Here is a 25,664-nt window from a genome sequence, read left to right as displayed (position 1 = left end):
ATGCCACAGTTCTTTATTGGATTATTAATACTGATTGTGGCTTGCTTGGCTTTCAGACAGAGGAATTTCTAATATTAACTTAATAAATTACAGATTATGGAATCAACATTACAGATTATGCCAGTACAAAGAACTAGTAGAAACTTTGGTGAATATGCAGAAGAAGCGGTAATAATTGAAGAGCCAATTATTAAGCAGAAGCGACCTCTATTCATTGAAGCCAATACGATTGAAGCCAGTTTGGAGCATCTAAGGAATGATTGTATTATACCCGTATTCGCAAAAGACAACGAAGCTACATTATCTCATGTGGCTTTCATTGAAGCGGTACAGGATGCAACCAATACATTCTTTAGCGGTGAACAAATTGAATTGCCAGATATTCGTGTTTCTCATGTAATCAAAGGTAGGATTCCCGAAGCGATTCATAAGCCCGCCAATCAGTTACTAGAGAGTGACAAGACTATCTACTACGAAAGATGCGCTTTTGTTATTGAAGTTCCTACAATCTATGAGACAGTACACGGTAACAGGCTAACACTTACTATTGGTGGTGTCAGAGCTTATAACCATACCAATCTTTATTCAAAGAAAGGCGCGGAGCGGTTTAAAGTGTTTATTGGCTTTACTTGTAAGGTTTGCACAAATCTATGTGTATCTACGGACGGTTATCTTAGTTGCTTGGAAGTTACCAATACAAGGGATTTATATCAAGCGGTATTGGAAATGTTCCACAAATACGATGCAGCCAAACACATACATTTGATGCAGTCTTTAGGCAATACCAGTATGACGGAGCATCAGTTTTGCCAACTACTTGGAAGAATGAGACTTTATCAGTCATTACCGCAAGGCTATCAGAAAGATATACCTAAAATGTTGCTTACTGATACACAGGTTAACAATGTGGCTAAAGCGTATATCAATGACGAGAACTTTGGTAGCTTGGGAAATGATTTGTCTATGTGGAAGTTCTACAACTTGCTCACAGGTGCAAATAAGAGTAGCTATATAGATTCATTCTTGGATAGAGCCTATAATGCTACAGAACTTGCAACGGGTATATGTTCCGCTTTACATGGTGATGACAAATATCAATGGTTTCTTAGTTAGTGGTATTACAGAGTACTTAAAAGGGACATCCATATAATAAGGGCGTCCCTTTATTATTCATTACCTATTAATACTCAAAAGATTATGTTACAAGCATTATTAGTCGTTATATCTTGGATTATCTTGTTACTTGTTATGTGTGCAATTTCACCTGTTGTATTCTTCTTGATGATTATTTGGACTATATACAAGATTATTACGATGAAGTAGTACATGAAGAACTAATAAGGGTATCTATATACTATATATAGGTACTCTTTCTCTATTATTAGCCAGTAGTATAACATTCACTTCTGTTATTAGTGAATGTTTAGCTAGTAATCAGTAAGTTAGATATTCCAGTTTAAAATTAATATTCACTTTTATTAGTTTCACTATAAAACAGAACGTTATGTCACTTAAATATTCAAGTACAACAGCAGATTATCTGCAATGGAGCGAAGCGATGAACTTAATAAGAAAGTTGGCAAGGGACAGTAATTATAAGATGTCACTTCTTATCGCTTTGGGTTGTTTCACAGGTCTAAGAATTTCTGATATTCTTGCTTTGAGGTGGAATCAGATATTAGATGCAGAAGAATTTACCATTACAGAGATTAAAACAGGGAAGCAAAGGACAATTAGGATTAATATGCAGCTACAGCAACATATCAGAGATTGTTATGAGCATATAAGTCCAGTTGGCATAAATGCGCCTGTATTAATAAGTCAGAAGGGGACAGTGTACACAGTTCAGAGAATTAATGTCATGTTGAAGGAGATTAAGAAGAAGTACAAGTTGCATATAGGCAATTTCAGTTGTCATTCTCTTAGAAAGACCTTTGGCAGACAGGTTTATAATATGAATAACGATAATTCGGAGCTTGCACTTGTTAAGCTCATGGAACTATTCAATCATTCCAGTGTATCAATTACTAAGAGATACTTGGGATTGAGACAGGAAGAACTATTAAATACCTATGACTGTCTTAGCTTCTGATAATTGAGATTTGAGACAGAATGAATCGGACTTTACTTATTTATGCTCTGAATAGTTCTGTCTCAATTTATGGATATTCAGAGTAGAAATAGCTTTCAACTCTCATTTTAACAGATACATTTAATTGCAAAATAAAATACCTTTCATTATCTTTGTACCAATTCCAAGAACTTAGAGAGTTAAGTTGTTGGAAGGACATATTAACGAAAGGTGTTATTGAAATTATCTTCTTGTAACAAATCTCGCAAATTTGAAACGCTGTGAAGATGATAGCAATAGCACCCGCACTTTGGATATATACTTACCTTACGTTTGTAAAGTTTCTATATGCCGCTTGGTGTGGGTTGCTATTGTTTTATCCACAGCAAAGGCAATGCGAGAGCCCGTTACAAGGATAAAGCAAATAGTGTTCCCACACCTTTCTATATGTAATAGCCAACTATAGGGAACAGGTTGGCATAAATACAGGTATATAAGAAACAGACAGTCTATTTTACTACTCAACAGTTCTTTATTAAAGAAGTGTGCAACTCTATGTTGTGTTCCTCACACTATAATTAATAACTAAAAGCCTGTTAAGGAACAAAAGGGCATCTATTAATGATATGAAGAAAGTAATTTTATTGTATGTGATGATTCTAATTTCAAGTATCATATATGCAGATGAGATTAGAAATGTAAATGGAGAAGCTAGAGGTTTTAGTAATACCAGTGTAATTATTAAGATTAAAGTACAAGATAATGGTAAAATTACCGCCATAGCTCTGTATGATGATTATGCTATACTCAATAAAGACAAATGGATGAGTATATATGTACCTATGCGTAAGATTGAAGACGACATAGCTAATCCCAATATTCCTAAGGAAACAAAGAATTATCTGTTAAAGGACTATCCTAAGAAGAAATATTACGGCAATACTAAAATCAATAATAAGCCTGTGACAATTATATTCTAATCATAAATATCGCAGTTATTTATTGACAATTATTATTTAATATCCCAAAGGGGTTAACTATATATTAATCAGCTAAGGAGGAATTTACAATGAAGAGACCAAATGTAAACATATTGTATATCTGTGTAATATTTGCACTAATTACATTATTCAGTTGTAAAGGAAAGGGTGGTACTTATAGGGACGGTGTATTCTATCCAAATGATGAGAAACTGGCAGGTAGTAAGAAAGTTACGAAACCGGATGGACATGAATATATAATGTTTTACAATAGAGATGGGACACCACAAAGCGGAGAAGGAATGCATCATCCTACCTGTAAGAAGTGTAAACAACTAGAGAAAGAAGGGTACTATGAACATCAATTTATACTAAAAGACGGAAAGAATATTCATGACCCTAATTGCTCTGTATGTAAAGAATGGAACAACTAATACAGAAACTACTCTAAGGTAATGAAGAACGAATTTATAGCGTTAATAATATTGTTCTTATTAGTTTCCTGCCAATCTAGGCAACAAGTTACAGAGAATATCTCCACAATAGATAGTATATTACAAGTAAATGTAACTTCTCTACTGGAGAATAAACTATCTGAACTCGATGCTTTATCTGGGCAGGCTATAGTAATGGAAGTTCAATCAGGGCAAATAAAAGCTCTGGTTGGACTTACTAGGAAAGACAGTACGAACTACCAATCATGTGAGAACTTCTCTGTATGGCAGTCTACTGGTCTGATGCACCCAATATCGCTATTGGTAGCTTTAGAAACTGGTAAGGTGAAGTTGAGTGATAAGGTTGATACTGGAAATGGTATCTACCAAGTTCAAGGCAGAGAACTTAAAGACCATAATTGGCATAGAGGTGGGTATGGTGAGCTTACAGTACAAGAAGGATTGGCAGCTAGTTCCAATATTGCCATTTATAAGACTATGGAGAAAGCATTTGGTGATAATCCTCAAACCTTTTTCGATTTACTTGCTAATATGAGCTATGGTAAGCCAGATAGTATCACAGGAATAGCCAATCTAAAGCCTGTACACTTTATAACTCCTAAAGATAACAACTGGACTAAGACAGCCTTTGTATGGTCTAGTATTGGTTATAACCAACACGTATCGCCAATTCAAATACTAACCTTCTATAATGCTATTGCTAACAATGGGAAGATGATACAGCCTCAACTATTTAAGGATAGTGTAGTAGTTATTAATCCACAAATAGCAAGTAGGGTTAGTATTGATAGTTTGAAGAAAGCCCTAGTATTTAATATTACTGACGGATTAGGTCAACCTGCCAAGTCTGATAAGGTACTAGTTGCAGGTATGCAGGGAACTAGTTCATTATCTACTAATGAGGATAGTACTAAGGGTATGTATGCGGTAGAGTTCTGTGGTTACTTCCCTACTGATAATCCCAAGTATAGTATCATAGTTTCCATTAATAAGACTGGATTACCTGCAAGTGGTGGACTAATGGCAGGTGATGTATTTAAGAAGATAGTTGATAATATCATTGAAGAATAATCATTATCTTTATAGCACAATTATACACAAGAGACATGGGAGGAATGAATTATGATAGAAATGAGTAGTAGTGAATATAGTAAGCTGTTTGATGAACTTTATGCTAGATTTGAAGCAGGAGAGATTACAGCAGAGGAAGTATGTGCAGAATTGGATAAGATAGATAGAGTTTGGCTTGAAGACCCACGTGAACCGCATGATGTACCAGATGATTATATATCACCTAGTAGTAATTGTTAATATGATGACAGTAGAGACTTTAATAATAAAGTTAGGTGTAAATCCTAAAGAAATATCTAAAGCTGAAATAATACTACTCACTAGCTTAGTAGAAAGATACAATCATGGTTATATGCGTAGGTCTATCTACTTTAGTTATGAAGAGGTACTCATAAAAGAAGCAGAAGGTATTATACACGGATATTTACCAGAAATTGACGGTATTATATATGAGGATTAGATATGAGATGAATAACTATATCTAAAATGAATAAATATGATAACAGCAGAGTACAAGAGAGACGCAATTAACTCGGTATTGGATGACTATGGATTATCAAGAGAGGAGTTTTGGAAAGACCCTAAAGCATTTATTGATAAGTTGGACAATCAGGCAGCAAAGCTTATGCTAGCATTCTATATGGGATTATAATTATAAACCTTAAATGAATTTATGAGAAGATTTAACAAGTATGGATTTGGTACAGCAGTTGGAGTTCCTACTGCGGCTACTATTAATAATTATGACAATGGAAAGTGAGGATAAAACAATACCCGAGTGGTGCACTATTGAATGTGAGAAGATAGTTGAAGAAATAGCCCCCGGATTCAAATGTGTTAAGGATGCTATAACAGGTGAAATATTAGCTTTTATACATGAGGAGTTAGATGATGATATGCTAGATGAACAGGCAGATGATTAACTATAAACCTTAAATGAATTAATATGATAAATAAAGACGAAGAAGTTGCTAACAGATTTAGTGACCCAAGTAAAAAGTTAGTAGAGTACGTTACTGACTTTAGTGATATGAGAGATGAAGATATAGAGCTTACTAAACCAATTTACGAGAATTATGGTAATTTCCAACTCCTTAATGAAACTGGTATTATACGTACTGATGAAGAAATAAAGGAATTGTATAATTGTAAAGGAGAGTTTGGAAGTACAGATGAAGTTACAGATATGAGTTTCTAACCTATATTAATAAGAATGAATGATGATAATGAGTAACACATTTGTACCATGGTGGGGTGATAAAGAGGTAGTTACTGAATATGTAGCTCCTGGAATTAGATATATAAGAGATGCCAAGACAGGTGAGCTTTTGGCATTTATAGAGGGAGAGGAAGATGATGATATGCTAGATGAACAGGCAGATGAATAACTATGAATATGATAACAGCAGAGTATTGGATGTATGGAAACAATGACAGCAAGTGAGATAATGGACATCATGGAAGAGTTGGGTATTTGTGTAGATAGCTTCACGGATGATATATACATACCCACTTTAGAGGAACTATGTAGAATGTTTGGAGTTAATAGCTTAGAGGAACTTAGGAATATGCCTCATGGTCCAATGGCTTTCTGATATTAATAAGAAGAATTTATGAGAGTTATTAAATGAGCTAGGTAAACTAGGATATAAGAATGGAGGTAAATTATGAATATTAAAAGAGTAAAATGGAGCTATCTTAATATTAAGAAGCAGAAGTTAGAGTATAAGGAGGAGTTGAAACGTATTAATGACCCTACAGAAGTAGTTCCCGACCCTAAACGTGAGTTACCCAAACAACTAAAGGAGATGTTAGACAAGCTATTATTTAACGATTGATTAACATACCTCCATTAGTTTAATTCTCTAATAATCAGTAACTTTATTTCAAACATAACACGTATTATTAATTAATATAACTAATCTATGAATAATCAATCAGAGAATAAAGCACTCGACATCTTTACTCCTAATGCTCCAATTAAATATGCAATGGCAGGAGGAAGAGGGGTAATGATAGGCTGTGGGATTATAACAGCCTTATATGTTATAGGCGTAATTATAGGGCTGTGTTTGGGATATGGTTGGAGTAGCCTTCTTCTGCCTTTCCTGCCATTTATCATAATTGGATTTATTGGCTACATTTGGGAGATGTTTAAGAAGTTCTATAATCTAGGATATGCTAAGAAACGTAGGATATAAAGTCTTTGTATAACCATATATCCTACCTTACTTTAGTAAATTCCTATGTACTTGCTTCTAATAGCTCTATTAGTATGGACTAGTAGTATTATTACCTAGTAATAACTGTAATTTATAAGATGTTAATATATAAAGTAGAGGGTGTTTATAAATATAAAGCTAGTTATCAATGATAGCTAGCTTTAATTGTTTTATAGAATTTGGCTTTGTATATCCCATTGTTGGGGGGTAAAATTAGCTTCTAGTTCTTTGAAGCTATATTCGATATTCTCTATGTCGGATAGGTTAAATTCCTTTATAGAGGTCTGTTTCTTGGCAATAGTGACACGTATCTTTCTGGTTTCAGCATTGAAACTAAAACTACTTGGAAGAGGGGATATGTAACCTGTTGTAGTCTTATTGATAGCTATAATGTTCTCCAAGCCATTCTTATAGGATATGACAATGAATCCTCTGAAATAATCAATGGAATAGTAAACTACTTTAGATAAGACCTTTTGATATACATTAGCCTTCTCTTGGTCTGTAAGATTGGTTAATTGGGAATTATATGTAATGGAATTAATTTTAGTGATGTTGGCTTTATAGTTACTAATTTCGTCTCGTATGTTATTGATTTTAGCTTCTATCTCTGTTACTTTAGCTTCTTCTGTTACATATTCGTTCTCGTATTGCGTAATCAATCCTTTCACAGTCACTAATGTAATGGCTTTAGATAGTCTAGCCATTTCTTTCTTGTGTGAATCAATTTCATCTATCAATCCAGATATTCTGTCTTCTAGTCCTTCTATGATACCATTAATCCTATGTACTTCACTAGTCGTTTTAGTGGTGTATTCAGATAATAGTAACGTGTCTTTGACACATTTCCATACGGTAGGTAGTAGTACATGAGAGACAATTCCAGAGTTTCTACACTTCTTCCTATATTCTTTATCATTCTTCTTGCAACAGGTCATAACGAAATATCCACTACCGTCTTTTCTTATCATCTTATGAAGCATTAGAGCATACCCACAAGGGCAGAATACTAATCCTTTTAATGGATTGAAGTTCTTAGTAGTTTTACCTTTGAATAGTTGGTTCTGTGAGACGCAAATTTGTGCTCTATTCCAGTCATTATCGGATATAATTTTATCCATGAGAGGAAGATTTAGCCCTTTGAATCTTCTTCGTCCATTATAGATAGGATTCTTAATCATCTTACTAATTGAAGTTTCACAGAAGGGTTTGTTTAGCTGTGTCCTTAAACCTAGCTTATTAACTTCTTCTGCTGCATCACGTAGAGTTGTGCCATTGAGGACTAGTTGATATATGAATTGCACATCTTTGGTTTTGGATTCGTCTATTACCATTAGCTTTCTAGCGGGTATATTACACTTCTGTCCCTTGTAATCTGGGTTATCTATGACTTTAAATCCATAAGGTACAAGACTGCCAGTGTACATATATGGGTTAATATTGAGCTTAGTAATTTTACCTGTTCTCATTCTGGCGGTAATCTTATCTCTTTCTTCGGCTGCTGAATGTGCTTTTACTGTCAATGTTATAATGTCTATAACATTTAGTTCAGTGTAGGCTGAATATACTTTAGATGTATCATCCAAAAATAATACATCTAATCCATTCTCTAAAATATCATTTATGGTATTAAGGACTGTTAAGCACTCCTTCTCTCTGGATATACGTGATAGTTCTGACACTACGACCATATCAGCTGTATCTTTAGTGACAGCTAATAACTCATTAATACTTTCTCTATCCTTCTTGGCTCCAGAAACCTTCTCGGATATAATTTTAACGAGGTCGTAGTTATTATTACTACAATATTCCCTTATAAGTATCTTCTGTCTTTCTAGGTCTTGCTTCTCTGTAGATACTCTCGCATAACCTACAATTCTTTTTCTCATAATGCTTCTTCGCTGGTTAGTGGGTGCGAAGATAATGAAATCAGAGCACATTTGGAAACTTTGCGTCAGCAAGTGCGTGGTGGTGATTCTCTAAATTATATCCGCACCGTTCTGCTACCGTATGCAATTGATGATTGGGCAGATCTTTTCCGAAAACTTTTCTGGAAGTACGGCAGGTACAATAAAATTTGTAATTAGGATAAGTCATGTCATACAATTCGTGAACTGCCCGAAGACAACCTTCATCAAAAGGACTATTGTGTGCAACAAGTGGCAATCCATCTATCAACGGTTTGATTTCAGCCCATACATCAGGAAAATCTTCGGCTTCCATCGTATCGTCATAAGTTAATCCGTGGATAGCCGTTGTCCATTGCGTATAATAATTAGGAGCAGGACGAATGAGACGATAGATTTTATTCACGATCTTACCGTCTTTTACAATGACAACACCTACACTACAAACACTTGTACGTTTACCATTGGCTGTTTCAAAGTCGATGGCTGCAAAGTTCCTCATTTATTTCCTTGTTTTAGAGAAACAAAGATAATACAAAAAAGGGTCATGCAAAATATAGAAATAAGATTGATAACCAGGAAATTTATTGATTTTAATGAAAATGAATGTTTTTAATGGATGTTTTCAGTGAAATACCTTTCTTGTTGTGAAAATTATGCTATTTTTGCCAAACATAAACAAAAAAGCATGAACAAAACCTACTTCAAATATAAATACGTTTTAATATTCATTCTTTCATTGATTGTTTTTATAGGTGGACTAAATTATAAACACTGGTATGTTACTGACAATTTGATGGTAAAGCGTATTTCCCTGATTTACTCCATATCTAAAGATGATATTGGCAACAGAAATATAGAAAAGTTGTTGTATCAGGAGTTTCAGAAACAAGGGATAGAGGTAATGTTTGATAAGTTTTATTTTGATTGTAGCAAATATGATGAGAAAGAGCGGATAGAACATGTAAGGGAATATCTTGAATTTCTAGAAAGTAAATCGACAGACCTTATTCTGACCGTTGGTGACCAGGCAACTAATTCTTTATTATCTACCCGTCACCGGTTATTATCTTCTATTCCCGTGGTAGCTTGTAATGTGCATTTTCCTAATGAAGAACTGATAGAAGAATATGATTCGCAGAAAGTTTATGTATTGCGTGATAGTCCCGATCTGAAACGTAATATCGACTTTATAAAAACATTGTATCCCCATAATGATATGGAGATTATTTATAATATAGATCTGACCTTTCTTGGACATAAATCTTTCGATAGCCTTTCCCGAGTGGTTGACAGGAAGAATGTGAGAGTTCTGGGCTATCAAAAAGCATTTGTGCAAGAGTGTGATTATAAGCATTTGACGGAGATGATTGAATATTTTAATCTGACCCCCGGTTTGATAAATGATAATGTTAACAAGAATGGTCTGACAATAAGTCTTTGCCCCTTTCGTTATATAAAAGGATCTTCTTTGTTAGTAATGTTGAAACAATCAAAGAGAAGACAACAAAATCAAGCGTTTTTACTGGATAAATTAGATATGCTGGCAATTCCGATAGTAACAGCTTTAAATATTCCTTCTTTTAGTTGTATTCGTGAAGGTTTCGGTGAAAATGCTAAGATTGTCGGCGGTTATATGGCTACAGAGGGTATTACGGCGAAGGCTTCCGCTAGCCTTGCTGCACGCTTATTAAAGAAAGAAAAAATAGGAATGCCTAAAATAAGAGATTTAGAAAAAGAGTATGTACTGGACTGGACATATTTTTCTGAATATGCGGGTGATATTAGTAATGTTCCGCAAAATGTCCGTATAATCAACTATCCGTTTTACGATCGTTATCGAAAAGAACTTTATTTGTTGGGTGGGTTGTTTGTTTTCTCTTTTATTTTGGTAACCATTAGTTTGTTACGTACACATCGCCGTTCGTTGATGGAGCGTAAGAATCTTCAAATGCTGGAAGAAGCGCACAAACGATTGACTCTTTCTATGAATGGCGGGAAAATTTCACTTTGGAATATTCAGGAAGGTGTTCTTGAATTTGATGATAATTATGTACGATTGGTTGGCATGGAACAACGGAGATTTACAAAAGAGGATATTATGAGATATACCCATCCTGATGATGTACAATTGCTTAGCTCATTCTACGAAACATTATATCAGTCTCCCAGTATGCAAATACAACGAATACGTTTTTGTTTTGGAGGGAAAGAGGCAGATTATCAATGGTATGAACTTCGATGCAGTACCTTGAAAGATGCCCAGGGGGAGATTATGTTGGCAGGCATTATGCAGAATATTCAAAACTTGGTAGAGCATGAACAACAGTTGATTCTAGCGAAACAGATAGCAGAAAAAGCAGAGCTGAAACAGTCGTTTCTAAATAATATGAGTCATGAAATCCGTACACCGCTCAATGCTATCGTAGGTTTCACAAATTTATTAATAGGTGAGGGGGCTGATGAAATAGAACCGGAAGAGAAAGCTGCCATGATTGAAATAGTCAATAATAATAATGAGTTGCTTTTGAAACTGGTGAATGACGTATTAGAAATATCTCGTTTAGATTCAGGCAACTTATCCTTTGATATAAAGGAACATAACATTACGAAAATAATAAAGGAGATTTATGTCACTTACCAAACATTGATTCAGCCTTCATTATGCTTTATCCTTGAACTTGATGAAACAGTTTCCTTACCCGTTAACATCGATTGCTTCCGTTTTACTCAAGTCATCTCTAATTTCCTGAATAATGCAAATAAATTTACCAAAGAAGGAACTATTACTTTGGGGTGCAGAATATATAAAGAGCATCAGGAAGTTTGCGTTTACGTAAAAGATACTGGCAAAGGGATTGACGATAAAGAACTAATGATGATTTTTGATCGTTTTTACAAGACTGATGAATTTGAGCAGGGGAGTGGTTTGGGACTTTCCATTTGTAAAGTGATTATTGAACGACTGGCTGGACGTATAGAAGTGCATTCAGAAGTAGGAAAAGGAAGTTGTTTCTCCGTTATTTTGTCTTTGGCAAATATAATTTAGTACAATAAACAGAAGGTATTTAAAAGAAAAAAGCAAATAATGAAAGATAAGTTCAAACCCTGGCAGAGGTGGGTACTATTCGCTCTTGCAATGGCTGTTATTTTTGCATCGGGAGTAATTATTTCATTCCTGATGGAACACAGCGCAGAGGTTGTAAATGTAGACTATAAGAAAAAGATAAAAATAAACGGAATAGAAGCACGCAGCATTATTTTTGCTGAAAACTATCCACGTGAATATAAGACGTGGGTGGATACGACATCGACCGATTTGCACAGTAGATTAAATGGAAGAACTTCTATCGATGTTTTAGCGCAACGTCCTGAAATGGTCATATTATGGGCTGGATATGCTTTTTCTAAGGATTATTCAACACCGCGCGGGCATATGTACGCTTTACAGGATATTGTTCATTCACTTCGTACTGGTGCGCCTATGGGGGATGCTGACGGTCCTCAATTTGCAAGTTGCTGGGTGTGTAAAAGTTCTGATGTTCCCCGTATGATAGAAGCTATTGGGGTAGATTCCTTTTATAATAATAAGTGGGCTGCATGGGGAGCCGAAATTGTAAACCCTATAGGATGTGCCGATTGTCATGAACCTAAAAATATGGATTTGCATATCAGCCGTCCGTCGCTCACTGAAGCTTTTAGCCGTCAAGGTAGAGATATTACTCATGCTACTCCACAGGAAATGCGTTCATTGGTCTGTGCACAGTGTCATTCGGAGTATTATTTCAAGGGGAATATAAAATATCCTACTTTTCCTTGGGATAAGGGATTCACTGTTGAAGATTTGGAAAAGTATTATGATGAAATCGGATTTACTGATTATATTCATAAATTGAGTCGTGCCCCTATACTAAAGGCTCAACATCCTGATTATGAAATTTTCAAGATGGGCATACACGCCCAGCGTGGTGTGTCGTGCGCTGACTGTCATATGCCTTACAATGATGAAGGAGGGATAAAATATAGCGATCACCATATTCAGAATCCGTTAGCTGTGACTGAACGCACTTGTCAGACTTGTCATCGTGATAATAAAGAGACGCTCTGTAAAAATGTATACGAACGTCAGCAAAAGGCAAATGAGTTGCGTACACTTTTAGAAAAGGAGTTGGCAAAAGCACATATTGAAGCGAAGTTTACTTGGGATATAGGAGCTACAGAAAATGAAATGCAAGAAGCCTTGCTGTTAATTCGTCAGGCACAGTGGAGATGGGATTTCGGCGTATCTTCTCATGGCGGTTCTTTTCATGCCCCGCAGGAAACCATGCGTATTTTGGGGCATGGCTTAAATAAAGTATTCCAAGCTCGTATGCTTATCAGCAAAGTGCTTGTAGCGCATGGGTATACAGATAATGTACCGCTTCCGGATATTACAACGAAAGAAAAAGCACAGCAATATATCGGTTTGGATATGGCTGTTGAAAAGGCGGACAAAGATAAATTTCTCAAAGAAATTGTCCCTGAATGGCTTCAAAAGGCTAAGGCAAACGGGCGTATTGTGAATTAAAATTTATTTTCACTATATTTGTCCGCAAAACAAATCAATGTACACAGAATATCAGCCCTCCCATTTGCTTGCTCCCTATGTTGATAATTACTGGGAATTGAAAGGTACTCCGGAATATGGTATGCGTATCCATATCCTGCCGGATGGGTGTACTGATTTTATTTTTACGCTGGGAGAAGTAGCTGAAGCAGTGGAGAAGGAGAGCCTGATTATGCAGCCGTATCGTTCTTACTTTGTAGGGCCGATGACAAAGTTCTCCGAATTGGTCACTTACGCCGAATCCATTCATATGTTTGGTATCCGCTTTCTGCCTTGCGGGTTGTCCTGCTTCACAAAGTTGCCTTTGCATGAATTTGTGAACAGCAGAATCAGTACAAGGGAGATGAGGGCTGTTTTTGATGATACTTTTGTTGAAAGACTATGCGAACAGGAGCATATAGGAGGAAGGATACAACTGGTGGAAGGATACCTGCTGGCGTATTTGGCCCGTCATTATCAATCTGCCGATTCCCATGTCGCCATGGCGGTAAATATGATTAACCAGTCCGGTGGCAAACGTTCTGTCCGCAGCCTGATGGACGAAGTTTGTTTGTGCCAGCGCCATTTCGAACGGAAGTTCAAGCATTACACCGGATACACTCCTAAAGAGTACAGTCGCATTATCAAATTCAAGAATGCCGTAGAATTGTTAAGGAATACCGCACCTTCCAATCTGTTGACTACGGCGATTAATGCGGGATATTACGATTTAGCGCATTTCTCGAAAGAAGTGAAATCATTGTCGGGCAGTACTCCTACGTCATTTCTTTCACTTACTGTGCCGGAAGATACGACGCTGACCTATATCGAACCTGGAAAGTAGGCTGGTAAAAGTCGATTTTTTACAATAGAAAAGAACTTCATGCCGTTATCTTTGCAATCGTAATATAAATCCAATAAGATTATGTCAACAAAAACAATGAAAGAGAAAGCAACCGAGTTGTTGCAGAGGTGTGAAGTGGTAGTGCTTGCTTCTGTAAATAAAGAGGGGTATCCCCGTCCTGTGCCGATGAGTAAGATTGCAACAGAAGGAATTTCTACTATTTGGATGTCTACCGGATCGGACTCATTAAAGACTATTGACTTTCTGGCAAACCCGAAAGCCGGATTATGCTTTCAGGATAAGGGAGACAGTGTAGCATTGACGGGAACGGTGGAAGTGGTAACCGACGAGAAGATGAAACAAGAACTTTGGCAGGACTGGTTTATCGAACATTTTCCTGGAGGTCCTACCGATCCGGGCTATGTGCTGCTGAAATTTGAATCGAATCACGCAACTTATTGGATTGAAGGGACATTTATTCATAAGAAGCTGGACTAATCTCTTCATACGGTCCTATTCCCGTGCGATCTGGAAATAAGAAGAGAGAAACATTCTTTCCTTTCGAAGAAGAATGTCTCTCTCTTTTTGATGATAGTTGGATAGATAGTATATCTATTCTTCGTGTTTCATTTAGAATTCGAACTTCTCCAGTTTCATTTCAGCTAATTCCTGAATGATACCTACGTACTTGCTGAAATGAGAAGATTTCTCGTGAGCTGCCAATACTTCAGCATTCTGCCATGTTTCACAAATCATGAAAACGTCGTGACGGGTACTGCTTTCGAAAGTATCATAAGCAATGCATCCTTCTTCCTTCAGAGAACAAGCAGTCAGTTCTTTAGCTGCCTCAATCGCTTTTTCGCGGTTTGTCTCGCTTACGCGGACGAAAACATTTAATCTAATCATAGTCTTTATTATTAAATGATTAAAAATAGCTTTATCACATCTTTGGTAATAAATCGCAGGCAAAGATACTATTTTTGTGCTTTTTCGGATACCTTGTTCTTTAAATTTCACCAAAACGTCATATAATCATAAAAAACGATTATATTTGCCCTTGAAATCAAAAAGCAACTATTTTGGGCGCAACTCTTAAATTTGTTCTGGCTTAATATTAGCCTCACGAACCACAGGCTAATTTCTTTCGTTTGAGTAATTCCACTCGAACCGGTTTTTCATTTTGTTATTTTTATTATTTACTGCATGGTTTCTCGAAACGTATGCGATATGAAAACGAATGGAAAATTTCGTAAGAAATAGTAAGCAGAACATAGAAAAAGAGATTGAAAGAATTGAGCGACAGCCGATTGCCCCACTAGATAAGATTAAGCAGATTATTGATGTCATACAGATGTCTCTTATTCTGTTGAAATCCGCCGTTGCCGAATACCAATTCCCGAATCCGAAAGAAGAGATTCTTTTCTTTAAGACCTGGAAACCACAGATTTCCGGGCTGTTGATGTTTTATGTCCGCTTGTATCAGATTGAAAATAAGCGTATCGGCGAATCTCCGTCTTCCCAATGCAAATATCTGAAGTCGGAACTGGAGAACCTGAAAAAATACTTCCTGAATAATTCTTTCTATGATTATTACCATACCGGCAGGACGGAACTCGACGAACAATATTTTGTCAGAAGAAACTATGATATTCTGGCAGACACCCGTTTCGGGTTGCTGGACAGGGATTCTTCTTTCACTACCCTGCATGATTCAAGTGTGGCTGAAATCATAGCCAACAATCGTTTGGCGGAATACCTGTCTGCTCAAATAGAGATATTATCAGAGGAACTTCATTTGAAATTCACCTCAATGGTAGAAAACCGGCTATTGCAGTGGACGGACAGCAAGGTTGCTTTGGTTGAGTTTATCTATGCCCTGTATGCGGGCAAATGCTTCAATAATGGAAATACCAGTTTAAAAGACATAGCCTTCTGCTGCGAGACTCTTTTCAATATTGAGATCGGAGACTTTTATCGCATATTCCTGGAAATCAGAAACCGGAAGAAGAGTCGGACGCAGTTTCTTGATAAGTTGAAAGATAAAATTATAAAGATGATGGATGAGCTGGACAAATAAATTTCATGCCGTCTTGTGACATCTTGTGAATTATACAAATGGCTAATATCCAACTTTGCGGAGAAAAAGATTTGATTCACAAAGAAAGATAATAGCTTTTGTATAATTATGGAAACAACATTTACATGGGAGATAAAGGTGAAGAATACTCCTTTATTGATTAAGAAATGCAGCCACTGCGACGGTGACCGCTTTTATTGCAGTGATAAGTTCAGAATGAATGCACAGAAAAAGAACATTGATGTCTGGCTGATTTACAGATGCGTGAAGTGCGATAACACTTGTAATATGACTTTGCTGTCACGCACCAAACCGAACTTGATTGATAAAAAACTGTTTCATAGCTTTTCTATGAATGATAGGGAAGCGGCCTGGCAGTATGCTTTTTCAGCCGGAATGGCAAGTAAGAACAAGCTTCAAATAGACTACGATAGCGTTGAATATGAGGTGATAAGTAATATCTCCTTCGAAGATATTATGAATATGAACAACGCGATAATAAGTATTCGGATCGAATGTGATTTTGAATTGAACCTAAAATTATTATCATTGATAAAAAGGTGTTTTTCTCTTTCCACTACCCGGTTGAAGCATTTGTTTGAAGAAGGAAATATTTCTTTGCTTTCCGGTAAGACGTCTCCAAAGTGTAAGGTAAAGAATGGAGATATAATTTTGATAGATCGAAAAAGCTTGATTGATATTTGGGGATAAGATCGATTTTACAGTTTTTTTTAATAGCTTTGTGATATAATCATTCGGATGCTGTAAATGAGGTTGTACTATAAAATCAAAGATATGAAAAAGGTATTTTTATTAGCTTTTGTTTTGTTTGCATGGAGTATGGTTGTCAATGCTCAAGAGAGTGATGGGAAATATATTGAAGTGACAGGTTCTTCGGAGATTGAAGTCGTTCCGGATGAAATACATTTTCTGATTCAGATTAAGGAGTATTGGCAGGAAGAGTACACAGGTAAATCTAATAAAGAAGAAGATTTTCGGACAAAAGTGCCATTGGCTATGATTGAAAAGGATTTGCGTCGGAGTTTGCGCAAAATCGGAATAGCGGATGATGCTATCCGTACACAGGAAATAGGGGATTATTGGCGCCAGAGAGGAAAGGAATTTCTGATAGGTAAGCAATTGGATATCCGGTTGACCGATTTTGAGCAGATTAATTCCATTATCCGTTCTGTCAACACATGGGGAATTGAGTCCATGCGCATCGGAGAATTGAAGCATAAGGATTTGCTAATGTATCGGAAGCAAGGTAAGATTGAAGCATTGAAAGCTGCCCGTGAAAAAGCATCTTACTTGGTGGAAGCGATGGGGCAGGAATTGGGTGAAGTGATTCGTATTGTAGAACCTGTTGATAATAATATAAGCCGTTATCTTCCTTTTCAGGCACAGAGCAATGTCAGCATGGGGACGGCTGCTACCGAACAGTACCGTGTCATCAAGTTGAGATATGAAATGACTGCCCGTTTTGCCATCAAATAAAAAATGCCTATCTTTGTGGCATGACTAAAAATAATAAATCGGATTTGGTTTGATAAACAATCTGTGTTTCTGACACAGGTTGTCCTTTCGTTTGCTCTCGGATGATTCCATTCGAGGGTGTTTTCTATGTTTTTATAAATTCAATTTTTAACTTGCGTACAATGGTGTGAAAAGCATTGTTATGCTTTTCAACGTGTGCGCTCTATATATTAAGATCATGAATAACGAAAATCAAACAATTCACAAATCCGACGATAACCTAACTATTTATGGTTGGAATGAGAAACTCAATCAGCTAAAACAAGAATCAATATATAGTGCCCTTGCTCATGGGCGTGTTTCCATTGTACACCGTACTTGCTACGAGGTAATTTCCGGAAACGGATTGTTTCAGTGTGAACTCACGGGAAATATGATGTATGGAAAATCGGATGATGAATTACCTTGTACAGGTGATTGGGTCATTTTTCAACCGTTCGATGAACATAAAGGGATTATAGTTGATAGTTTGCCTCGTGAGCGGACATTGTATCGCAAGAAAAGTGGCACGGTTGCTGATAAGCAGGCCATTGCTTCTTATGTCGATAAGGCATTTATTGTGCAGAGCCTTGATGATAATTTCAATGTTCGCAGGGTAGAACGCTTTATGGTTCAGATAATGGAGGAAAATATCAGCTCTGTATTGGTTCTTAATAAAGCCGATTTAGAATTTGACAGACAGAGTGTTGAGGAACAAATAAAACATATCTCCAGTCAGATACCCGTATTTTTCACGAGTATTCATCAGCTCGAAACAATTGTCCGGTTACGGAAGTCCATATCGGAAGGCGAAACGGTTGTGTTTGTCGGTTCTTCGGGTGTCGGGAAAAGCTCTTTGGTGAATGCTCTTTGTGAAAAGCCGGTATTGCTCACATCTGATATAAGCCTGTCCACAGGAAAAGGCCGTCATACTTCGACCCGTCGTGAAATGGTATTGATGGACAGTTCGGGTGTTTTAATCGACACTCCGGGCGTCCGTGAATTTGGCTTGGCCATTGACAATCCCGATTCTCTTGCCGAAGTGTTGGAAATCTCTGACTATGCTGAATTGTGTCGCTTTAAAGATTGCAAACATATCAACGAACCGGGCTGTGCTGTTTTAGAAGCAGTCAACAGTGGTGTATTAGATTATAAAGTTTATGCGAGCTATCTGAAACTTCGCCGGGAAGCGTGGCACTTTTCTGCTTCCGAACATGAGAAACGCAAAAAAGAAAAATCATTTACCAAACTCGTGGAAGAAGTGAAGAACCGCAAGGCAAATCGTTGATCTCTATTGAGACGATGCAGGTATCTCCGGATGCCTGCATCGTGTTATACTAACTTAAGCTTATATCTATTGGGGATTTACATTTATGAAGAGTTTTTTTATTACTTATTGTCGTATCTGCCTGTAAAAAGCAGTTTCCCTTTCTGTGTATATTGTTTTACGAAATCACCTTTGTGGGAAGTGTACATATTTCTGTCATGTTCATATTGTTTCCATAAATCAAGTTTAAGCCGTTCATATTCTTTCGCAATAGCTGTATTTGCTTGAAGATAATCTCTGAAATACAATTCATCATTATCTCCCTCATAACATAAGTGTAGATGAAATACCCGTTCAGCAAATCCTTGTAATGTATAACCTTTATTGAAATCAATGCGACTGTCGTTCTCTGCCATGCAGATATAGCCGCATCTTTCAATTGTACCTTTCAAATTGACGACTTTTTCTTCTCTTGGGATTTCCACAAGTATATCTATGGTAGGCTTTGCCCAAATTTCTTTAATTGCTGTGCTACCTATATGGCTAATACGTTCAATACAGGGAAGTCTCTCTTTCAGCAACTCCGCTTCTTCCTTATACCAATCTGTCCAATAGTCTTGGTGTGCAGTCAGGGTTATGGGGAATAATTGCCAAAGCTCGTCTAATGATAATTCAGTTAATTTCTTTTGTTCCATATCATGTGGCAATTGTTATTAATAATAGGTGACATAGCTATATAGATAAATTACAGCCAAAAATCAATTAATTCTTTTATTTCCTATTTCATTATCAACATTCTTTTTTGTATTAATGTTTTATGCTGATAATGGTTTGCAGCTTGCCGCCGTTAGGCAGGACAGGTGTATGTTGTAAGCTAAATTTCGTATTCAATCTTGTAATCTTCATATACATTGAATACCGTTTCACAATCTGATAAAATACTTTCAAGCAAAGGTTTGACCTCACTATTCCAATCTAACTTACCCAGCCCTGCACCTATTTTCGGTAGCGACACGGTTTTGATACCTCTGCTTTCGCACACTTTTTTCAAGCGTTTCAAACCTTTATTCAGATATGTGAGTTCCGCATGATACATATCGGGTTGTGTAGCGATGTAGATTATACCCGGAGAGAAACCTTTGATTTCTCCTATAAACACATTGCCAGCCTGGAACTTAGTGTTTCGTGTGTACTTCTTAAAGAGTTTTTGGATTTCAGGGAATTGACTTGACAGCTTAAAGGCAAGCCCAGTTCCTAATCCTTCTTGTGAGCCAACAGCTACACCTTGTGCTATGTACTCATCTTTACTCTGTAATATATCTCCCGAAATGTATTTTATCATATTGTTTCCGTTTTTCTATTGCTTATAATGGTTAGAAAGGAGCATCGTCAGATGCTATCTTTCGTTGTTAGCAACCTATTTGAAATAATTAATCATTTTATCGTTATTAGGAATATTCCCAGTATGCCACAAATGGATTTGTGACTTTATTACCTTCAATTTTTCCATAAACATATATACAGCCAGCCATGAAAACGGAAATATCTTTCATGCAAATTTCGTTGATTTGAAAAATGAAGCTATTTCCATCTTTAACCACTTTACCATCATTATCTAATCCCCATTGAATAGGCATTACGTTACCCCCAAACTTGATTACACAATTTTTTTCAGGCATATCTTTTTCCGTACTCATTTCGTATATTGAATAAATTTCATCTATTTCGGGGTGTTTATATCTATCACTTTTACTTTGGCTACTTAATTCATGTTCAACCAACAACAATTTACAATCGGGATATGTGTTATATTCCAATGCAATATCAAAATCCGGAGTGAAAATAGATATTTGCTTGTTCGGATTTAGAGGGTTTTGAAATGTTAGATAAAAATAGAGATTATCTTTGTCCGATAAATACTTATCATCAAAACAAGCTGGAGCATTTCCACCAACCCAACCAAAGCAGTCTTTTTGGTATTCACCAATGCCGTAGTATATTGCATTTTCTCTTGTTTTAAGTATTCTTTCTATATCCATAATAACGATAATGATTTGATTGTTGCTAATGCGTTAATAACCACACCTCATAGTGTAGTTCCTAATCTCTATTATTCTCATATATTTACTACCTATTAGTTTCATATTATCAGTCCTTATCAATAGGAAATGAAAGTAAGTCATCAATCATTCTGCTTTGAATCTCGGTCACCCCATTTCCCCAAAGTAAAGCTAATCTTTTGATAGCTTTAACTCCCTGTTCTTGTAATTTGGGTGAGAGACGCCCAGTGATTTTTATTTGTCCAAAGGCAGTAGCGTAAGTCACCATGTCGCTTTGTGTCATATCCATTTCTTTCTTTGAAGCTAGTTTTTTAACCACTTCGGGGTCAAGACTTTCAACAGGAATATATTCCATGCCCCAGTCGTGTTCTATCAGATACTTGGGATAATCAAGAAAGTTGAGTTTGGGATTTTTTCTGATCGTTTCTTCAAGAGAATCTAACGTATCACTTCCCTCATCGCTACCAAAAGGTGCTTCTTCGTCTACGCAATCATAATAGAGTTCTTCCGTGAAGTGTTCGGTAAATCGGGGATGAGAAGTTTTGGGGTGCAAACCATATTCTTCGGAATCAATATAAAATCTGTGCATGAAGTCGAAGTTGGCATCTTCTACATATCCTTTTTTCTTTTTCGAGTGAATAAGTTTCTCTGCTTGTTTCAGGCATTCTTCTTCTGTATCGAAGTCTTTGATTTCAAATTTACCGATACTGTCGAACTTACCATAGTTTACAGCAAAATCACAGCCACTATAATCAATCCACCAAAATTTATGAGATTTCTCATCTTTATAAATAAATGCTCTTTTCATAATATTGTGTGTTTATTGTTGGGAGAGAGTAATGTCTCTACTATACACAAAAGTAGGAAAACTGTTGAGTTATCACCTATATGTCTTCGTATTTCTTCTGTATTTTTACAAAATAAGTCTTGTTTATTCATTTTTTACTATTTTTTCGAGAAAACAGCAAAAAAGTTTGAGTTACGCAAAAAGGTTGCGCACCACTACGCCTATCTTTGTCGAAGAAATAAGAAAACAGGTCAAGTACGGGTTACTTCAACACACTCTTTAAGGTAGAACATTACCAGTACGATTATCTGTTTTCCTGTTTCGTAAAGGGGCAGTAGCTCAGTGGGTAGAGACGGTCGTCGGTTCGACTCCAGCCTGCTCCACAAAAAAACAAATATAGAGGTAGGACAGTAGCTTCGGGATTATCTGAAATGAGGTCAACCGGGGCTTACTTCTTAACGGTGGATATTGCTGGTTCGAATCCGGCCTGTTCTACCTCTTTTTATCAACTTAAGGTCAAGGAAGACTTACTTCAACACTGCAGGAATGCTCCATTGATTCACAGTCTTCCGATTACCTTACTTAAAACACAATGTATGAAAAAAGATTAGTTGAAAGTACCTATCAGTCTAATTGTTGATCTCTATTGAAACGATACAGGTATCTCCGGATGCTTGCTTTGTAGATTGAAGTGCTGTTTGTTATTGTTATCAATATCGTATATCCGCGTGTTTATTATCTTTTCTTGATTTAAATTTGCCTTTTTCCTGTCATATCCGTAACTTTGTAAACTAAAGAATCCTATATGAATCAGGAGTTATTAGTAACAAAGCCGATACAATTCTATTCTTCGTAGATGCGCTTTCGGTGGTAAGAATTAGGATAGCCGGGAAACGAATTGTCAGGCTATTGAGAAAGAATGTACGATTAAGAATACAAACTAAAAATAGTGGCATAAATGATAACTTCCTGTATAGCAATAATATTCGGTTTTCGCTTTTTCGGCAGAGGATTGCATGAAATCTCCGGGGAAGAAATGGTAATTATTGCATTTTTCATGTTGTTTCTGTTTGTTCCGTGCCTGTGGCTTGTCAGGTATTTAAAAGATGACGAAATAGATTCAAACAGACAGGATAAGCTGGTGGAGATACATATTGCCCTGACCATCGTTCTGACTGTTGCGGGTGGTGTCTTTTCCCGGATGTCCGTACTTGTCAATAAGTGGATAGACGAACAACCGTTCATTGTTGCAGCTTACATAGCGTTGGCACTTAGTGTTTTTGGTGTCGTTATCGGCAAAGCTATTGATTTATGGGTATATTATTTGAAGAAAAGAATATTCTAAAACAGTATGATAGAGTACATGAATATTCCGGTTTTGGTTTGTGTCTCCCTGTTAGGGGTGGGGGCTTTTGTTATGATAGTAGGCTCGCTATTGAAAAAGCAGTGGGCTACGGATGGGAAAAAGACTTCGTTATCCATTTACCTTTTATATCTTTTCGCAATGTCAGGTTCCGGCTGGACATGGTACAATAGCATACATAAAGCCCGTGCGTTGGCAGAAGGCAATCGATACACTTTAGCCACTTATGAAAAAGTGTCGGGTGTCATTAAAGGGGGACATAAGGTACGCCAGTTCGGTTTTTATGTGGATGGGGTGAAATATAATACTACAACGACATATCCCAAATTTTTGGGTGTCAGCAATCCTTTGCGCATCATAGTGAGGTATGCCGTCAGCAACCCTGAATACAATAAGGCTTTGGGGGACGAGTTTGTCCCCACATGGGTACTGTCCCCACCGGAAAGAGGTTGGAAACAATACCCGCCTGCTATTCATTGGGAAGGTGCTGTGCTGGATTCTGTTTATATGCAATCATTACAGGGTAATAATTAAACCGATGACGGTAAGTGCCGTATATACGCAGTTGATATAAAATGCAGCCATCAACAGCCAGGGGATATATTCCGACTTTTTGAATAAAGATGCAGGCTGGATGATTAGCAAAGTAAGAAAAAGAACAATGCTAAAACCGACCTGACTCATCAGCAACCATTGCGGATATTCCGTAATGACAGCCGCAGACCATGCTTGGAGCAAGGGAGTTATATTTTGCAGAAATACGTGAGCCGCAAAATATCCTAGAGAAGAAATGGCTTCTTTCCTCTGCCGTAGGAGCACATTGATAGTATAAACGCCTATTCCGGCTTGTCCCAGCAGTATGGATAACTGAAAAAAGTCGAAAATCCAATAGATGGGATTGCTGGTAGTGCCATCGTTGGCAAAATAATCATAGAAACAGAGTGAGGACACGCAACTTGCTGCGACCAATCCTGCACAGATAAATGAAATGATTCTTATATTCATTGTATTCAGCATAATAAATCGGAACTAAAGCCCTGTACTTACTTTCTTTTTACACCTTTCCCGATAATTGAATCCGCAGCTACGCATCCTTGCGAACGGCTGTCAATCGAGCCGCCCCTGTAATCCCCCGCAACGAAGTAGCTGCCCGCCGGGACGACAACCGCAGTCGTGGTAGCCGTTGCCGAATCTATGGGTACAACGCTTTTACAGATGTTCACCTTCATGCCATTGGGCAGACTTTCGCAATACTCTTCACATTCATCTTCTTCATAGAAAAGTTTCCGTATGAATACCCATTCACACTTTTTGCCGTTCACGATACATTGCTGATCCTGAAAGCGGACAGTATCGCCCGGTAGTCCGACAATTCGTTTAAATGCCCTTTCCTGAAAGCCGGGAATGTATGAATGATATGCGATTACGTCCCCATAAGTCAGAGAATCCACCGGAATAAGATTTACTATTTCACCCACTTGATAGTTCGGGTACATTCCGGCACTGGTCAATTCAACTTTTGGGTTACATGCCGCCAATATCAATAGCATGACAAGCAAATACAATAACTTTTTCATAAGATTGATTTCATTCATCCAGAAAATCATCATTACTTAGATAATACTCAATAGCCTTTATACAATCTTTGTATAATGTTTTGGGATTCAATTTATATTGAAAGCTCAATATATCCTTAAATGTTTCAACATCGACCAACGAACTCATGCCCAAATCGTATGCTTGTTTGGGGACTTCACCATCTTCTGTTTCCACATATCCATCCTCTTCTTCCGATTCAATGACTAAATATTTGCCATTCTCCAAGTTCTCTGTTTCAATAACACTTTTTGAGCAATAGATATAAGCGTCACATGGTATTGCTTTATAAGCATTGATTAAATCTCCGATAGTTCCAAATTCTTTCATATATACTAATATTAATACATTATTTTTTTTCTTTCAGATACTTTTCCAATGCAATATACACTTCTTTCCGATAACTGACAAAAATAGTTTTATCTGTTTGGGACGAATTTTTCTTTTTCCCGTCATAGTGCGGAATATTGGATAAAAACAGGCTATACGAGAAAATCATGTTCTCCTCTATTTTACGGGAAGGTTTGAATGACTTGGCAGGTATGTAAGAATAAATACCCTCTTTACAACGGTAGGGCTTATACATTTGCACAACTCCCCACGAGTTTATCTCATCCACCTGGATGCTTCTTTTCCCGAACAGGCTTCGTGCTTCTATTCTATCTTCGCAAAGCAAAATCTTACTGGGTAGTGCCCAACAGATTAACAGGATAGACAAAGATATGGGCAACAGGAAAATAAAGAGGACTTTATTCTCACTTAAATTGGCTACACATAAAAAGTAGATCATAAATGCACAGAATATACTACATATGACAACTCCTGCCCAAACAAACTTATTTGTAGGGTAAATCCAGAATATCT

Annotated in this window: 33 protein-coding genes; 22 read left to right on the top strand and 11 right to left on the bottom strand. The window is 36.9% G+C overall.

Translation table 11 applies throughout. The features are described 5' to 3' along the window. The first annotated feature begins 96 nt into the window (after positions 1–96). The 12 genes from KTR06_RS07405 (at position 97) to KTR06_RS07350 (ending at position 6,778) form a co-directional block, all read left to right on the top strand. Entirely contained in the window at positions 97–1,113 is a 1,017-nt protein-coding gene (locus KTR06_RS07405) for a DUF3871 family protein (RefSeq protein ID WP_149970700.1), read from the top strand. Between the two features lie 391 nt (positions 1,114–1,504). Next, positions 1,505–2,092 (top strand): tyrosine-type recombinase/integrase, encoded by a 588-nt coding sequence (locus KTR06_RS07400; RefSeq protein WP_217290140.1) that lies wholly within the window; start codon positions 1,505–1,507, stop codon positions 2,090–2,092. Between the two features lie 605 nt (positions 2,093–2,697). Beyond that, complete coding sequence (locus KTR06_RS07395; protein WP_005679027.1) at positions 2,698–3,051, top strand: hypothetical protein; 354 nt, start codon at positions 2,698–2,700, stop codon at positions 3,049–3,051. Between the two features lie 89 nt (positions 3,052–3,140). Then, positions 3,141–3,485: a hypothetical protein gene (locus tag KTR06_RS07390; protein WP_070782710.1), complete on the top strand. Its 345-nt coding sequence runs from the start codon at positions 3,141–3,143 to the stop codon at positions 3,483–3,485. Positions 3,486–3,506: 21 nt separating this feature from the next. Beyond that, the gene (locus KTR06_RS07385) at positions 3,507–4,577 is read left to right on the top strand and encodes a penicillin-binding transpeptidase domain-containing protein (protein WP_217290139.1); all 1,071 of its coding nucleotides are present in this window, start codon (positions 3,507–3,509) and stop codon (positions 4,575–4,577) included. 60 nt (positions 4,578–4,637) lie between these two features. Continuing rightward, positions 4,638–4,817, top strand: a complete 180-nt coding sequence (locus KTR06_RS07380; RefSeq protein WP_254306403.1) for a hypothetical protein — start codon at positions 4,638–4,640, stop codon at positions 4,815–4,817. Between the two features lies 1 nt (position 4,818). Further along, positions 4,819–5,037, top strand: a complete 219-nt coding sequence (locus tag KTR06_RS07375; RefSeq protein ID WP_042994085.1) for a hypothetical protein — start codon at positions 4,819–4,821, stop codon at positions 5,035–5,037. Positions 5,038–5,073: 36 nt separating this feature from the next. Further along, positions 5,074–5,229 (top strand): hypothetical protein, encoded by a 156-nt coding sequence (locus tag KTR06_RS07370; RefSeq protein WP_217290137.1) that lies wholly within the window; start codon positions 5,074–5,076, stop codon positions 5,227–5,229. Positions 5,230–5,320: 91 nt separating this feature from the next. Continuing rightward, positions 5,321–5,500 (top strand): hypothetical protein, encoded by a 180-nt coding sequence (locus KTR06_RS07365; RefSeq protein ID WP_254306402.1) that lies wholly within the window; start codon positions 5,321–5,323, stop codon positions 5,498–5,500. Positions 5,501–5,523: 23 nt separating this feature from the next. Beyond that, positions 5,524–5,775: a hypothetical protein gene (locus tag KTR06_RS07360; RefSeq protein WP_011107532.1), complete on the top strand. Its 252-nt coding sequence runs from the start codon at positions 5,524–5,526 to the stop codon at positions 5,773–5,775. A 28-nt stretch (positions 5,776–5,803) separates the two neighbouring features. Next, positions 5,804–5,965, top strand: a complete 162-nt coding sequence (locus tag KTR06_RS07355) for a hypothetical protein (RefSeq protein ID WP_165861577.1) — start codon at positions 5,804–5,806, stop codon at positions 5,963–5,965. Positions 5,966–6,502: 537 nt separating this feature from the next. Next, complete coding sequence (locus tag KTR06_RS07350) at positions 6,503–6,778, top strand: hypothetical protein (protein WP_217290135.1); 276 nt, start codon at positions 6,503–6,505, stop codon at positions 6,776–6,778. A gap of 191 nt (positions 6,779–6,969) precedes the next feature. Here KTR06_RS07350 and KTR06_RS07345 read toward each other — a convergent pair whose 3' ends face one another. Continuing rightward, entirely contained in the window at positions 6,970–8,688 is a 1,719-nt protein-coding gene (locus KTR06_RS07345) for a recombinase family protein (RefSeq protein WP_217290134.1), read from the bottom strand. Between the two features lie 40 nt (positions 8,689–8,728). Continuing rightward, positions 8,729–9,208 carry a 3'-5' exonuclease gene (locus tag KTR06_RS07340; RefSeq protein WP_217290133.1) on the bottom strand — a complete coding sequence of 160 codons (480 nt, stop codon included), beginning with the start codon at positions 9,206–9,208 and terminating at the stop codon, positions 8,729–8,731. A gap of 117 nt (positions 9,209–9,325) precedes the next feature. On the opposite strand from KTR06_RS07340, the gene KTR06_RS07335 reads away from it, so the two are divergent. The 4 genes from KTR06_RS07335 to KTR06_RS07320 all read left to right on the top strand — a co-directional run bounded on the left by KTR06_RS07335 (position 9,326) and on the right by KTR06_RS07320 (position 14,633). Then, positions 9,326–11,755, top strand: coding sequence for a HAMP domain-containing sensor histidine kinase (locus KTR06_RS07335; RefSeq protein WP_151922914.1), 2,430 nt, complete (start codon positions 9,326–9,328; stop codon positions 11,753–11,755). Between the two features lie 39 nt (positions 11,756–11,794). Next, on the top strand, positions 11,795–13,273 hold the full coding sequence (gene nrfA / locus KTR06_RS07330; RefSeq protein WP_004313347.1) for an ammonia-forming cytochrome c nitrite reductase: 1,479 nt from the start codon (positions 11,795–11,797) through the stop codon (positions 13,271–13,273). A gap of 37 nt (positions 13,274–13,310) precedes the next feature. After that, on the top strand, positions 13,311–14,135 hold the full coding sequence (locus KTR06_RS07325) for a helix-turn-helix transcriptional regulator (RefSeq protein ID WP_217290132.1): 825 nt from the start codon (positions 13,311–13,313) through the stop codon (positions 14,133–14,135). Positions 14,136–14,216: 81 nt separating this feature from the next. Continuing rightward, positions 14,217–14,633 (top strand): pyridoxamine 5'-phosphate oxidase family protein, encoded by a 417-nt coding sequence (locus KTR06_RS07320; protein WP_118219435.1) that lies wholly within the window; start codon positions 14,217–14,219, stop codon positions 14,631–14,633. A 132-nt stretch (positions 14,634–14,765) separates the two neighbouring features. Here KTR06_RS07320 and KTR06_RS07315 read toward each other — a convergent pair whose 3' ends face one another. Continuing rightward, a complete protein-coding gene (locus tag KTR06_RS07315; protein WP_004313343.1) occupies positions 14,766–15,041 on the bottom strand; it encodes a putative quinol monooxygenase in 276 nt (91 codons plus the stop codon). 331 nt (positions 15,042–15,372) lie between these two features. On the opposite strand from KTR06_RS07315, the gene KTR06_RS07310 reads away from it, so the two are divergent. From KTR06_RS07310 to rsgA, 4 genes are all read left to right on the top strand, one after another. Continuing rightward, the gene (locus tag KTR06_RS07310; protein WP_118407527.1) at positions 15,373–16,212 is read left to right on the top strand and encodes an RteC domain-containing protein; all 840 of its coding nucleotides are present in this window, start codon (positions 15,373–15,375) and stop codon (positions 16,210–16,212) included. 108 nt (positions 16,213–16,320) lie between these two features. After that, positions 16,321–16,923, top strand: a complete 603-nt coding sequence (locus KTR06_RS07305; RefSeq protein WP_118407526.1) for a DUF1062 domain-containing protein — start codon at positions 16,321–16,323, stop codon at positions 16,921–16,923. A gap of 84 nt (positions 16,924–17,007) precedes the next feature. Further along, positions 17,008–17,709 (top strand): SIMPL domain-containing protein, encoded by a 702-nt coding sequence (locus KTR06_RS07300; protein ID WP_004313340.1) that lies wholly within the window; start codon positions 17,008–17,010, stop codon positions 17,707–17,709. A 217-nt stretch (positions 17,710–17,926) separates the two neighbouring features. Further along, entirely contained in the window at positions 17,927–19,015 is a 1,089-nt protein-coding gene (gene rsgA / locus KTR06_RS07295) for a ribosome small subunit-dependent GTPase A (RefSeq protein WP_118407525.1), read from the top strand. A gap of 101 nt (positions 19,016–19,116) precedes the next feature. On the opposite strand, the gene KTR06_RS07290 is transcribed toward rsgA, so the two are convergent. From KTR06_RS07290 to KTR06_RS07275, 4 genes are all read right to left on the bottom strand, one after another. Then, positions 19,117–19,689: a GrpB family protein gene (locus KTR06_RS07290; protein ID WP_009039877.1), complete on the bottom strand. Its 573-nt coding sequence runs from the start codon at positions 19,687–19,689 to the stop codon at positions 19,117–19,119. A gap of 179 nt (positions 19,690–19,868) precedes the next feature. Beyond that, the gene (locus KTR06_RS07285) at positions 19,869–20,336 is read right to left on the bottom strand and encodes a macro domain-containing protein (protein WP_008025599.1); all 468 of its coding nucleotides are present in this window, start codon (positions 20,334–20,336) and stop codon (positions 19,869–19,871) included. 106 nt (positions 20,337–20,442) lie between these two features. Beyond that, complete coding sequence (locus KTR06_RS07280; protein WP_217290131.1) at positions 20,443–21,033, bottom strand: hypothetical protein; 591 nt, start codon at positions 21,031–21,033, stop codon at positions 20,443–20,445. Between the two features lie 109 nt (positions 21,034–21,142). After that, positions 21,143–21,862, bottom strand: coding sequence for a WGR domain-containing protein (locus tag KTR06_RS07275; protein WP_008643530.1), 720 nt, complete (start codon positions 21,860–21,862; stop codon positions 21,143–21,145). Between the two features lie 937 nt (positions 21,863–22,799). Between KTR06_RS07275 and KTR06_RS07270 the strand changes: the two genes are divergently transcribed. Then, positions 22,800–23,186 carry a hypothetical protein gene (locus KTR06_RS07270; RefSeq protein ID WP_008643529.1) on the top strand — a complete coding sequence of 129 codons (387 nt, stop codon included), beginning with the start codon at positions 22,800–22,802 and terminating at the stop codon, positions 23,184–23,186. A gap of 6 nt (positions 23,187–23,192) precedes the next feature. Continuing rightward, on the top strand, positions 23,193–23,738 hold the full coding sequence (locus tag KTR06_RS07265; RefSeq protein WP_049702482.1) for a hypothetical protein: 546 nt from the start codon (positions 23,193–23,195) through the stop codon (positions 23,736–23,738). On the opposite strand, the gene KTR06_RS07260 is transcribed toward KTR06_RS07265, so the two are convergent. From KTR06_RS07260 to KTR06_RS07245, 4 genes are read right to left on the bottom strand one after another with little or no spacing between them, the layout of a single operon-like run. Beyond that, positions 23,721–24,209 (bottom strand): hypothetical protein, encoded by a 489-nt coding sequence (locus KTR06_RS07260; protein ID WP_049703321.1) that lies wholly within the window; start codon positions 24,207–24,209, stop codon positions 23,721–23,723. The two genes, KTR06_RS07265 and KTR06_RS07260, sit on opposite strands and share 18 nt — an antisense overlap. A 38-nt stretch (positions 24,210–24,247) precedes the next feature. Further along, entirely contained in the window at positions 24,248–24,781 is a 534-nt protein-coding gene (gene lepB / locus KTR06_RS07255; protein WP_049703322.1) for a signal peptidase I, read from the bottom strand. Between the two features lie 10 nt (positions 24,782–24,791). Then, the gene (locus KTR06_RS07250) at positions 24,792–25,130 is read right to left on the bottom strand and encodes a hypothetical protein (protein WP_004313330.1); all 339 of its coding nucleotides are present in this window, start codon (positions 25,128–25,130) and stop codon (positions 24,792–24,794) included. A 19-nt stretch (positions 25,131–25,149) separates the two neighbouring features. After that, a complete protein-coding gene (locus KTR06_RS07245; protein WP_227237032.1) occupies positions 25,150–25,590 on the bottom strand; it encodes a hypothetical protein in 441 nt (146 codons plus the stop codon). Positions 25,591–25,664: the final 74 nt, after the last annotated feature.

Origin of the sequence: Bacteroides sp. MSK.20.12, from assembly GCF_019052435.1 — a bacterium.
Taxonomy (GTDB): Bacteria; Bacteroidota; Bacteroidia; order Bacteroidales; family Bacteroidaceae; genus Bacteroides; species Bacteroides xylanisolvens.
The sequence above is the reverse complement of the archived record's forward strand: the minus strand, read 5'-3'. Positions and strand labels throughout refer to the sequence as shown.